The sequence below is a fragment of the Streptomyces sp. NPDC048461 genome (genome assembly GCF_055587105.1).
The window spans coordinates 1-11,848 of sequence record NZ_JBVJGW010000061.1 but is presented as its reverse complement, the minus strand read 5'-3'; the positions used below and the strand labels follow the sequence as shown (position 1 = coordinate 11,848).

Annotated in this window: 9 protein-coding genes and 1 tRNA gene; 4 read left to right on the top strand and 6 right to left on the bottom strand. The window is 74.0% G+C overall.

What is annotated here, in order from left to right; translation table 11 throughout:
• Positions 1-195 precede the first annotated feature (195 nt).
• Both ACZ6S8_RS39315 and ACZ6S8_RS39310 read right to left on the bottom strand, forming a co-directional pair.
• Positions 196-2,388 carry an MMPL family transporter gene (locus ACZ6S8_RS39315; RefSeq protein WP_469463183.1) on the bottom strand — a complete coding sequence of 731 codons (2,193 nt, stop codon included), beginning with the start codon at positions 2,386-2,388 and terminating at the stop codon, positions 196-198.
• 69 nt (positions 2,389-2,457) lie between these two features.
• The gene (locus tag ACZ6S8_RS39310) at positions 2,458-3,768 is read right to left on the bottom strand and encodes a sensor histidine kinase (RefSeq protein WP_469463181.1); all 1,311 of its coding nucleotides are present in this window, start codon (positions 3,766-3,768) and stop codon (positions 2,458-2,460) included.
• A gap of 417 nt (positions 3,769-4,185) precedes the next feature.
• On the opposite strand from ACZ6S8_RS39310, the gene ACZ6S8_RS39305 reads away from it, so the two are divergent.
• Positions 4,186-4,260: transfer RNA gene (locus ACZ6S8_RS39305), tRNA-Cys, on the top strand.
• Between the two features lie 107 nt (positions 4,261-4,367).
• Here ACZ6S8_RS39305 and ACZ6S8_RS39300 read toward each other — a convergent pair.
• Complete coding sequence (locus tag ACZ6S8_RS39300) at positions 4,368-5,156, bottom strand: VOC family protein (RefSeq protein ID WP_469463179.1); 789 nt, start codon at positions 5,154-5,156, stop codon at positions 4,368-4,370.
• 196 nt (positions 5,157-5,352) lie between these two features.
• Between ACZ6S8_RS39300 and ACZ6S8_RS39295 the strand changes: the two genes are divergently transcribed.
• Positions 5,353-6,198 carry a sulfurtransferase gene (locus ACZ6S8_RS39295; protein WP_469463178.1) on the top strand — a complete coding sequence of 282 codons (846 nt, stop codon included), beginning with the start codon at positions 5,353-5,355 and terminating at the stop codon, positions 6,196-6,198.
• 76 nt (positions 6,199-6,274) lie between these two features.
• Here ACZ6S8_RS39295 and sepH read toward each other — a convergent pair whose 3' ends face one another.
• Positions 6,275-7,324 (bottom strand): septation protein SepH, encoded by a 1,050-nt coding sequence (gene sepH, locus ACZ6S8_RS39290; protein ID WP_469463176.1) that lies wholly within the window; start codon positions 7,322-7,324, stop codon positions 6,275-6,277.
• A 494-nt stretch (positions 7,325-7,818) separates the two neighbouring features.
• Between sepH and ACZ6S8_RS39285 the strand changes: the two genes are divergently transcribed.
• Complete coding sequence (locus ACZ6S8_RS39285) at positions 7,819-8,661, top strand: hypothetical protein (RefSeq protein WP_469463175.1); 843 nt, start codon at positions 7,819-7,821, stop codon at positions 8,659-8,661.
• A 33-nt stretch (positions 8,662-8,694) separates the two neighbouring features.
• Here ACZ6S8_RS39285 and ACZ6S8_RS39280 read toward each other — a convergent pair whose 3' ends face one another.
• Together ACZ6S8_RS39280 and ACZ6S8_RS39275 are read right to left on the bottom strand one after the other, a co-directional pair.
• A complete protein-coding gene (locus ACZ6S8_RS39280; RefSeq protein ID WP_469463173.1) occupies positions 8,695-10,023 on the bottom strand; it encodes a D-arabinono-1,4-lactone oxidase in 1,329 nt (442 codons plus the stop codon).
• Positions 9,974-11,230 (bottom strand): MFS transporter, encoded by a 1,257-nt coding sequence (locus ACZ6S8_RS39275; RefSeq protein ID WP_469463171.1) that lies wholly within the window; start codon positions 11,228-11,230, stop codon positions 9,974-9,976. Before ACZ6S8_RS39275 ends, ACZ6S8_RS39280 begins: the two co-directional genes overlap by 50 nt.
• A gap of 170 nt (positions 11,231-11,400) precedes the next feature.
• Here ACZ6S8_RS39275 and ACZ6S8_RS39270 point away from each other — a divergent pair.
• Positions 11,401-11,848: ferrochelatase (locus ACZ6S8_RS39270; RefSeq protein ID WP_469463169.1), on the top strand; the 448-nt coding region annotated here is incomplete at its 3' end.

The window sequence follows — 11,848 nt, the reverse complement described above, 5'->3', positions numbered from 1 at the left end:
GGCGCCCCCCGGGTGGGGGGGGGGGGGGTGGGCGGGGGGGGGGGGGGGGTTAGGGGCGGGGGGGGGGCGGGGGCCGGCGGGGGGGGGGGGGGGGGGGGGGGGGGGGCGGGGGGGGGGCCCCCCCGGGGGGGGGGCCCCCCCCCCCCCCCCCCCCCCCCCCCGCCCCCGTCGCGCCGGTGCCCGGCGCCGTGCGGATCAGACGCGCGTCTTCTCCTGGCGCGTCTCCTCGGAGCGCTGCGGCTCGGGGAGGCGGCCGGCGGGCCCGGTCCGTGACGGCCACCAGTTGGCCCGGCCGAGCAGGGTCATCGCGGCGGGCAGGACGTAGATCCGGATGATCGTCGCGTCGATGACGATCGCCACCGCGAGACCGATGCCGATCTGCTTCATCTCGATGAAGGTCAGGGTGCCGAAGGTGGCGAACACCGCGACCATGACCGCCGCGGCGCCGGTCACGACGCCGGCGGTGCGGGTGATCCCGTCCACCACCGCGTTCTTCGTGGTCATGCCGGCGACCACGCTCTCCCTGATCCTGCTGACCACGAAGACGTGGTAGTCGAGCGAGAGCCCGGAGAGGATCACGAACAGCAGGATCGGCACCCAGGACACCACGTGCCCGGTCGAGGTGAAGTCCAGCAGGTCCTCGGCCCAGTTCCGCTGGAAGACGAGGCAGAGGAAGCCGAACGAGGCGGCCACGGACAGCAGGTTCAGCACCACGGTGGTCAGGGCCACGACCACGGAGCGGAAGGCGAGCAGGATGATCAGGAAGGTCAGGGCGAACACGCCCCCCATCACCAGCGGCAGCCGGGCGTTGAGGTTGGACGTGTAGTCCATGTCCTCGGCCTGGGCGCCACCGACGGCGTACTCCGCGCCGGTCACGCCCCGCAGCGCCTCCGGGACCAGGTCGGCGCGCAGGCGGGTCACCGAGTCGCGGGCCGGCCCGGTGCCGGCGGCGGTCGGCGTACCGGCCTCCAGGACCGCGCCGCGGCCGTCCTCGGAGTAGCGGATCCGGGGCGGGCTGTCCTTGGCGAACAGGGGGTCCTGCCCGATGGACTGCGACAGCAGGGTCAGCCGGGTGCGCAGCAGTTCGCCCTCGGCGGCCGGGACCCGTACGGCGACGACGTCGGTGTTCGCGGTGGAGGGGAACGCGTCGACCAGGCGGTCGTAGGTCTGCATCGAGCTCAGGGAGCGGGGGAAGTCGTCGACCTGGGTGGCCTTCAGGTTCATGCCCAGGGCGGGCAGGGCCAGGGCGGACAGCGCGCCGACGGCGACGAGGAGGGTGACCAGCGGGTGCCGGGTGGCCGGACGCAGCAGGAAGCCCCAGACGCGGGGAGTGCCGTTGCGCTGCGAGAGCCGCCAGACGAGCGGGACGCGGGGGCGGTCGACGGCGCGGCCGAGCTTGACCAGCAGGGCGGGCAGGACGGTGACCGCGGAGATCATCGCGACGGCGACCACGATGATCGCACCGGTGGCCATGGAGGCCAGCATCACGTCGCCGGAGAGGTAGAGGCCCGCGGCGGAGACGATCACCGCGACCCCGGAGACCATCACGGAGTGGCCGGAGGTGGCGGCCGCGATGCCGACCGCGGAGGACGGGTCGTAACCGTTGGCGCACTCCTCGCGGTAGCGGCGCAGGTAGAAGAGGCAGTAGTCGACGCCGACCGCCAGGCCCATCAGCACGATGACGTCCGCCACCATGCCGGGGTCCGGTACGAGGTGGGAGGCCAGGGCCCACAGGCCCATCGTCGAGGCGACCGCCATCAGGCCGAGCAGGACCGGCACGCCGGCCATCACGATCGCGCCGAAGATGACGAGCAGGATCGCCAGGGTCACCGGGACGCTGATCGTGGTCGCCTTCTGCACGTCCTTGGCGAGCCACTCCTGGAAGTCGTGCTTGATGGACGCGTCGCCGGCCTGCTCGATGACGAGGTCGGCGTGCTGCTCCTGCGCGTCGGCGGTGGCCGCCAGGAGCGGGTCGACCCGGTCCGCGGCGGTGTCGGGGTCGCCCTTCATCGCCACCTGGAGCAGGAGCACCCTGCCGTCCGGCGAGGAGATCGGGTCGCTCACCGAGGCGACTTCGGGGAGGGCCGCGAGGCGCTCGCGCAGTGCGGTGGCGGCGGCTGCCTGGGCGGTGGTGGCCTGGCCGGCGCGGGCGCCGATCAGGACGTTCTCCGCGGCGGGGTCCCGCAGCCCGCTCTCCTCGACGAGCCGTGCCGCGACGGCGGACTCGCCGACCAGGAGGTCCTGGTTGGTGGCCTGCTTGGTCTCGACCACGCTGCCGACGGAGAAGGCTCCCACGACCATGACGAGCCACAGGAGGATGGCCGTCCACGGGTGGGTGGCGCCCCAGCGTCCCATCCGGGAGGCGAAGTGGCGATTGCTGACCGGCATGTCGAGATGTCCTTCGGTCGGTGATAAGGGTGGTGTGCGCATGTCGTTTCCCGGAGCCGGAGCGGGGGTTCAGTTGGCCGGGGCGTCGGCCGCGGCGTCCCTGAGGAGTTCACAGGCGATCTCGAAGACGACCGAAGTGGGGCCGCCCAGCGGGCTGGTGACCACGAGGAGGCCGTCGAAGGCGGCCAGCCGGCGCTCGACCCCGGCCAGGCCGGTGCCGTTGCGGGTGTCGGCGCCGCCCACGCCGTCGTCGTGGACGGCGACGCGCAGGCTGTGGTCGGAGTACCGGATGTCGACGGTGGCCTCGGACGCCTTGGCGTGCTTGGTCACGTTGCTGATGAGTTCGGCGACGGCGAAGTACGCGGCGGACTCCACCGGGGCCGGCAGCCGCCCGGGAACCGAGCCGGTGACGCGGATCCGCAGCGGGAGTTCCAGGGCGAGCGTGCGGACGGCGTCGACGAGCCCGCGGTCGGCGAGCAGCGGCGGGTGCACGCCGTGCACCAGGTCGCGGAGTTCGTTCAGCGCCTTGGTGGAGTTGTCCCTGGCCTCGACGAGGAGGGCGCGGACGGCTTCGGGGTTCCGCTCCAGCAGCGATTCGGCGGCGGACAGGGTCATGCCCAGGGCCACGAGACGCACCTGCGCGCCGTCGTGCAGGTCCCGCTCGATCCGGCGCAGCTCGGTGGCGTTCATGTCCATGGCGTCGGAGCGGGTGCTGGCCAGGTGCTCGACGCGGTGGGTGAGGTCGGCGCGGGTGGAGCCCAGCACCAGCCGTACCCAGCGGCCGTGCAGCGGCAGCATCAGGCGGGGCAGCAGGGCGATTCCGGCCACGATCTCCACCAGGCCGAGGCCCGCGGCCAGCAGGGCCGTGGTCTGGCTGTCGACCGGGATGAACGTGAACCAGACGCTGTCCCAGGACTCCGGCAGGCTGTCCCACAGGAACGGCAGGCTCAGGCCCCACAGCCCGCCGAGGACGGCCGCCGCGGGCAGCAGCGCCAGCAGCGGGCCGACCAGCGGGTTGACCAGCGTCCACAGCAGGTCGCGCCAGGTGGCGCCGTCACCGAGCATGCGGTGCGCCCGCTTCCAGACCGGGCCGGGCGCTCCGGCGGGCTCGGGAAGGTACGAGGACTCCACCCGGACGCCGGACCACTCCCCGGCCAGCCTGCGCTGGTTCCGGGCGTCCCGGCGGACGGCGTTCAGCGCGCCCGGCAGGAGGGGGAGCCCGATGCCGACGGCGCTGAGGCAGACCACGAGCGACACCCACAGGAGCAACAGCGCCTCGTAGACCGCCAGTCCCGTCAGTGCGACGCCCCGCAGCACCATCGCCGCGGAACCACCGAGGTTCCGGCCCGTCTTCTCGATCTCGCTCCCACGTGTACTCATGTCCTGCCTCACTTCGCGTTCGCCACCGTGTCGCTGTGATCTCAGCATGGCGATCGGCGGAGCGGATCTCAGGGGTGCTAGTACCCCTCTTGGAGATCGGCCCGGCGGCGTACGCGTCGTGCGGGTGGCGGCGGCCACCGGCGTGCGGCCGGCGCGTGCGACGGGCCCGGTCGGCGGTACCGGTCTCACCGGTGGTGGCCAACTCGGCCCGGAGGCAGATCACTTCGACGCCGGCCCGCAGGCCCCGCCGCCACCCGGCGGTCCGCGGGGCGGGCATCCCTTGCGCGGCGCGCCGACGGGAGCCGGCGGCCGACCGTGAACGGCGTGTGACAGGTGTGTGGCGGCCGCGGCCGCGCCCTTCCCGGCGGCGATCCGGGCCCGTACGGTCGGACCACGAAGCACCACCAGCACCACCACGACCGTGTGCCCGAGCGGCTCAGGGGCCGGCCTGCAAAGCCGGTTACGCGGGTTCGAACCCCGCCACGGTCTCCATCGGCTGCCCGGCCGGCGTCCGCGCCGGCCGGGCAGCGCCGTTCCCGCCCGCCGGGAGACCGGCCGGGCGCGCCCTCAGCGCCTCGGCGCCGCGGGGCCCCGCCGTCTCACCGCCGCCGCGACTCCACCAGGGTGAAGACCGCGCCCTCCGGGTCCGCCACCACCGCCAGGCGGCCGCTCACCCCGTCGCGGGGCGGCTCGACGATCCGGCCGCCGAGCTCCGCGACCCGGTCGGCGGCGGCGTCCGTGTCCTCGACCTCGAAGTACGCCATCCAGTGCGGCCCCCGGTCGTGCGGCAGCGAGCGCCCGACCCCGTGCACCGCGGCCACCGGGCGGCCGTCCAGGTGCAGGGTCAGGTAGTCGAAGTCGTCGGAGGCGGTGGCGTGGGCCTGTGCCTCGTGGCCGAAGACGTGCTCGTAGAACTTGCCGACCGTGGACGTGTCCTGCGTGACCAGCTCGTTCCACACCGGAGTGCCCGGCCCGCCGTGCATCCCCGTGCCCATCGGGGTCGTGGCCTGCCAGATCCCGAAGATCGCGCCCAGCGGGTCGGAGCAGATGGCCACCCGTCCCGCGATGCCGGCGTCCAGGGGACCGACCGCGACCGTGCCCCCGCAGGAGCGGATCGCCTCGGCGGTGGCGTCGGCGTCGTCCGTGGCCAGATACGTGGTCCAGGCCACCGGCAGATGCCGGTCGGGCGGCATCTCGCCGATGCCGGCCACCTCGGTGCCGTTCAACAGGGCCCGGACGTACGGGCCGAGCTGCTCCGGGCCGGGGACGAACTCCCAGCCGAACAGGTCCGCGTAGAAGTCCTCGGTGGTTCCGAGGCCGTGCACCATGAGGCTCACCCAGCACGGCGTGCCGGGTGTGCGCCGCGTTGCGTTCGCGTCCTCGGTCATCTCAGCGTCTCCTCCGTCGTACCGCTTGCCGTGCTGTGATGCTTCCACCCCGGAGGGCTCGGCGCGCCCCGACCGCGCCGGATCGGCTGGGCGCGGGGCAGAGATGACCGGATCGATGTGCCCCGTTGTTGACGGTCGTGTGAAGGGGACGACGGCCGCGTGCCGCGCGGGGCGGGCGGGGAGGAAGATGGCCCGCATGACTGCGACCTCTGCGATCCTCTCCGCCGCCGAACTGAAGAGCGAGCTGGCGGGACCCCGCCCCCCGGTCCTGCTGGACGTCCGCTGGCAGCTGGGCGGCCCCGATCAGCTGCCGGCGTACGAGGCCGGGCACCTGCCCGGAGCCGTGTACGTCGACCTCGACCGCGAACTGGCAGGTCCGGCGGGGTCGGGCGGCCGCCACCCGCTGCCGGACCCGGAGGCCTTCGGGGCGGTGATGCGGCGGGCCGGCGTCTCGGAGCAGGCCCCGGTGGTCGTGTACGACGGCGGCCAGGGCTGGTCCGCCGCCCGGGCGTGGTGGCTGTTGCGCTGGACGGGTCACCCCGAGGTGCGGGTCCTGGACGGGGGCCTGGCCGCGTGGACCGCGGCGGGCGGCGCGGTGACGGCCGAACGGGTGACCCCGGTGGAGGGCGATTTCAAGCCAACTCCGGGGGCGGTCGGACTGCTGGACGCGGACCAGGCCGCCGAGCGGGCCCGTGACGGGGTGCTGCTGGACGCCCGGGCGGGGGAGCGCTACCGGGGCGACGTCGAGCCGATCGACCCGGTCGGGGGTCACATTCCGGGCGCGCTGTCGGCGCCGACCGCGGAGAACGTGGGGCCGGACGGCCGTTTCCTGCCGGCGGCGGCGCTGCGGGCCCGCTTCACGGGGCTCGGCGCCTCGGAAGGGACCCCGGTCGGCGTGTACTGCGGCTCGGGGGTCTCCGGAGCCCAGCAGGTCCTCGCCCTGGAAGTGGCGGGCGTCACCGCCGACCTGTACGCCGGCAGCTGGTCGGAGTGGTCCGCCGACCCGTCCCGCCCGGTGGCCACGGGCCCGGACCCGCAGTAGCCCGCGCGGCGGTGCCCCGCCCGGGTCGTCCCGGGCGGGGCACCGTGCCGCCGGACCCGCGGGTCCGGCGGCGGCGCTACTCCTGCTTCTTGCGCCGGGTGCCGAAGACGATCTCGTCCCAGCTGGGCACGGCCGCCCGCCGCCCGGGGCGGACCCCGTCGGCCTCGGCCTGCCGGTCGGTGGTGCCGGTCAGCCGGTCGCGGTGGCCCGCCACCGTACGGGGCATGAGGACGTCGGCGTACGCGGAGCCCGCGCCCGCCGAAGCGGCCGGTGCCGGCGGCTCCTCCGCCTCCGGCTCCTCGGCCGGCGGCTCGGTGCGGTCCGGGACCACGAGGTCGCCGCGGAAGCTCGGGACGGCCTCCAGCAGGCTCGTCAGGGTGTCCCGCTCCTCCTCCGCCTCCGGCGTGGGCGCGACGGGCCGCTCCAGCTGGCGGTCGAGGGCGCGGTCCAGCGGCCGGTCGCGCGGCAGCCGCGCGATCCGGGGCACGAACGGGAAGCTCGGTTCGGGCGTCGCCGGGAGGTCGTCCGACTCGCCGATCAGCGAGCGGGCCTCGTCGTCGACGGCCACGACCAGCCGGCGGGGCGGGTCGTACGTCCAGCTCGCCGAGTGCGGTTCGCCCGCGACCAGGTAGACCAACAGGACTTCCCAGGTGCCGTCGTCGCGGCGCCACGAGTCCCACTGGACGGATTCCTTCTCGGCGCCGCGCAGCGTCAGCCGCTCCTGCACGGCCTCGCCGAGCTGCGGTCCGGTGTTCTCGCCGGGCCGGCGCACGGGGGTCTTGCGGGCCCGCTCGGCCATGAAGGCGCGCTCGGCGAGCACGGGGCCCTCGAAGCGGCGGACGCGGTCGACGGGGATGCCGGCGAGCTGGGCGACCTCCTCCGCGGAGGCACCGGCCCGTATGCGGGCCTGGATGTCGCGGGGGCGGAGGTGGCTCTCGACCTCGATCTCGATCTGGTTCAGCCGCGCGCGGTCGTTGCGCACGGCGGCCCGCAGCCGCTCGTCGATCGGAAGCGTGTACTCCGTGCTGTCCCCAGCCTTGAGCACCAGTCGTGTGCCGTCATTTGAGACGGCCACGACACGCAGTTCGGGCATGGGGACCTCCCGGGTGGTGCCTGCCGACGTCACGTGCGTCGCTGCTTCCGCTAGTCGAGTGTGGCCTGCCCGGGTGCAGCCTGCCACAACCTTGCCGAGTTAAACCGGCGTGTCGGGCATGCGCCCTTGATCGCCGTCATGGCACGGTTACCTGTTGGGTACGCACAGTGACCAGACGGTTACTGTGCGCAGCAGGCGCCCGTGCAATACCGCGGCATCACCGGTCTTTGAGTGCCGTTTTCCATCAGCCGGCCCCCTCTCCCGGGTCCGGACATCCGAAAGGAAGGACGGCCCCAGGGCTCGTCACAGTACTCCATTCGGGCCACCTGGGTGGACCGCCGCGCCGCCGAAGTTCTCACCGGTGGCGGGAGTTGGCCTGCCCTCCGTCGGCTCCGACCTGCGGGGGTGTCCGCTCGCGGGTGTCGTGCTTCACAGAATCCCCCGAAACGGAACTAATCGTTTCGCCCGGGTGTCAGTAACTCCTGTAAGGGATGACGCGCGAGAGGCAGGACACGCAGGGGATGGCGATGGGTCAGAAGGTTACGCAGGACGTCGAACCGGAGACGAAGAAGCTCGACCTGAGCGTGGCTCAGGTGGCCGGGACCTCCCTCGCGACGGTCGCGGCGGCCGTGCTCGCCTCGCAGCTCGGGGTCTACGGCACGATCGGCGGGGCGGCGGTGGTCAGCGTGGTGGCCACCGCGGGCGGTCCCGTCATCCAGCACTTCTTCCGGCGCACCGGCGACCAGCTGCGCGAGACCGTCCGGCCCGGAGCCCGGCAGGTGCCCCTCCCCGCGGAGGAGAAGCTGCCCGACGGAACGATCCTGCTGCGCGCGGTCCCGGCCGACCCGGAACCCGACGGGGACTTCGGCCGGGCCACCGTCCACGGCAGCCGCGCACGGGGGTGGAAGCGGACGGCCGTCGCGGCCGGCGCCGCCTTCGCCCTCGCGATAGGCGGCCTCGGCACCTACGAGGCGATCGCCGGCACCTCCGTCAGCTCCGACGGCCGCACCCTGCTCACCGGCGGCGCGGGCACGGCCCGCGACCACAAGAACGAGCACCGCGAGCAGGAGCCGGGAACCGGCGGCAACAAGGGCCGCCAGGGCGGCGGGACCCCGGAGTCCGGCACGCCCTCGCCGCACCCCTCCGGCTCCCGGAGCGGCGGCGAGAGCGGCGGCCCCGGCGCGACCCCCGGTCCGGACACCTCGCCCTCCGGCACCCCGAGCCCGCCCGTCAGCCCGAGCCCGCCGCCCGTGACCCCGAGCACGCCGGCCGGCCCGAGCACCAAGCCCTCGAACCCGGCCACCCCGGACCCCGCGACCCCGCCGGCCCCGCCCGCGGGCGGCGGGAGCGGACCGTCGACCGGCTCCTGACGGGGCGTGGGCCCGGGGTGGCGTGGGCCCGGCTCACTCGCCGAGGACGCGCCGCAGGTAGTCGTTGCCGAACACCCGGTCCGGGTCCAGCCGGTCCCGGAGCGCGGTGAACTCGCCGAACCGCGGGTAGACCCGCGCGAAGTACTCCGCGTCCCGGGTGTGCACCTTGCCCCAGTGCGGGCGGCCGCCGTGCGCGGTGAAGACGCGCTCGGCGGCCGTGAAGTAGGCCTGGTACGGCGTGCCCCGGTACATGTGCACCGCGATGTACGCCGTCTCGCGCCCCGACGCCGTGGACAGCGTGATGTCGTCCGCCGGAGCCGTCCGCACCTCCACCGGGAAGCTGATCCGCAGGTCCGAGCGGTCGACCACCGCCCGCAGCTCCCGCAGCGCCGCGACGAGGTGCTCGCGCGGGAGGGCGTACTCCATCTCCACGAACCGCACCCGGCGCGGGCTGGTGAACACCTTGTACGGAATGTCCGTGTAGGTCCGCGCCGACAGGGCGCGGCTGGCGACGCGGGCGATGGAGGGGATGGCCGCCGGGACGCCGCGGCCGAGCGAGTTGACGGCCTGGAAGATGCCGTTGGACAGCAGCTCGTCCTCGATCCAGGCGCTCACCGGGCCGGGCGGGGCGGCCGGGCCCTGGCTGCGGTTGTTCCGCTTGGTGTTGCAGTTGCCGGTGTGCGGGAACCAGTAGAACTCGAAGTGCTCGTTCTCCGCGACGTGCTCGTCGAACTCCGCGGTCACCCGGTCGAAGCCCATCGGCTCCTCGCGCGCGGTGAGGAAGAACAACGGCTCCACGGCGAGGGTGATCGCCGTGATGACGCCGAGCGCCCCGATGCCCAGCCGGGCCGCCGCGAAGACCTCGGGGTTCTCCTCGCGCGAACAGGTCAGCAGCCCGCCGTCCGCCGTGACCAGCTCCAGGCCGCGGATCTGGGCGGCGATCGAGGCCGAGTCGCGGCCGGTGCCGTGGGTGCCGGTGCTGGTCGCGCCGGAGACCGTCTGCTCCATGATGTCGCCCATGTTGGTGAGCGACAGGCCCTCGGCGGCCAGGGTCCGGTTGAGGTCCTTCAGGACCGTGCCCGCCGCCACCGTGACGGTGCCCGCGGCCCGGTCGATCGCCGTGATCCCGGCCAGCGCCTGGGGGCGTACGAGCACCCCGTCCGTCGCGGCCGCGGCGGTGAAGGAGTGGCCGGTGCCGACCGCCTTCACCCGCAGCCCCTCCCCGGCGGCCCGGCGGACCGCCTCCTGGAGCTCCCCGACCGAGGCCGGGGTCACCACGCGGGCGGGTGTGGCGGTGACGTTCCCCGCCCAGTTACGCCACGCGGTCGCCCCGCGGCTCTTCCCTGCTGTCGCCGTCCCCATCGGTAGCTGGCTCCTCCCCTTGCGCCGGCTTCGTCAGCCGGCGGTATCCCGCGAACGCAACCGCCGCCGCGGCCGTCCCCGCCGCGATCGAGACGACGTACCCGCGCTGCGCGCCGGCCGCGTCGATGACCAGGCCGGTCACCGAGGAGCCGACCGCGACGCCGACCGCGAGGCCGGTGCTGATCCAGGTCATGCCCTCGGTCAGCTTCGCGCGGGGTACGTGCGCCTCGATCAGGGCCATCGTGGTGATCATCGTGGGAGCGATGGCGAGGCCCGAGACGAAGAGCGCCACGGCCAGAAACGGAAGGTTCCCGGCCAGTAGGAGGGGGATCATACTCACGGCCATCGCACATACGCCCAGTACCCAGCGCACTTCGTTCCGGCCCTTGAGGTGCAGCAGGCCGAAGACGATTCCGGCGATACAGGACCCCAGCGCCCAGATCGCCAGGATGAAGCTCGCCGAGGACTTGGAGCCCTGCTCCTCGGCGAAGGCGAGGGTGGACACGTCGATGGACCCGAAGATCGCGCCGGTCGCGACGAACGTGGCGGTGAGCACCTGGAGGCCGGGGGAGCGCAGCGCCGAGGTGCGGTCCGTGTGCTCCCCGCGCGGGTGCGGCGCGGGCTCGGTGGAGCGCTGCGCGGTGAGCAGCCAGACGCCCACCAGCAGGCACAGGGCGGCGATCAGCGGGCCCGCCTCGGGGAACCAGGCGGTGGACAGCCCGATGGCGAGGATCGGCCCGAAGATGAAGCACACCTCGTCGACGACGGACTCGAAGGAGTACGCGGTGTGCAGCTCGCGCGGGGAGTCCCGGTAGATCACGGTCCAGCGGGCCCGGATCATCGAGCCGACGCTCGGTACGCAGCCCGCGACGCCGGCGCACACGAACAGGATCCAGTCGGGCAGGCCGTTCGCGGCCGCCAGCAGCAGACCGGTCACCGCGGCCACCGAGACGAGCGTCGCGGGGCGCAGGACGCGCCGCTGCCCGTACTGGTCGACCAGGCGGGAGATCTGCGGGCCGATGACCGCGGCGGCCAGGGCGAGGGTTCCGGTGAGCGCGCTGGCCATCGCGTAGCGGCCGGTGATCTCCGAGATCATGGTCAGGATGCCGACGCCGACCATGGACAGGGGCATCCGGCCGACGAGGCCGGCGGCGCTGAACGCCTTCGTGCCGGGGGCCGCGAAGATCGCGCGGTAGGGACTGGGCACGGGCCCTCCGTAGGGGATGTCGTGGGCCCGTACAGGCTACGGCCGCCGGCGGGGCACCCGCGCGGGGAAATCCGGACGGGAGCCGGGGCGGGCTCCGGGGCGTCCTGCGAGGTGGGACGGGAGCCGGGCCCGTTTCCCGCCCGGGGATTCCGGGTGGCAGGATTCCAGGTATGTCAGACCAGCTCCTCCCGCCCTCCGGCGGACCCGCCGCCCCGTACGACGCCCTGCTGCTGCTGTCCTTCGGCGGCCCCGAGGGGCCTGATGACGTGGTGCCGTTCCTGGAGAACGTCACGCGGGGGCGGGGGATCCCGCGGGAGCGGTTGAGGGAAGTCGGGCAGCACTACTTCGGTTTCGGCGGGGTGAGTCCGATCAACGGGCAGAACCGTGAGCTGCTGGACGCGTTGCGCAAGGATTTCGCGGAGCACGGGCTGGACCTGCCGGTGTACTGGGGCAACCGGAACTGGGCTCCGTACCTGACGGACGTGTTGCGGGAGATGGCGGCGGACGGCCGTCGGCGGATCGCGGTGCTGGCGACGAGCGCGTACGCGTCGTACTCGGGGTGCCGGCAGTACCGGGAGAACCTCGCCGACGCCCTGGCCGTCCTGGCCGAGGAGGGGG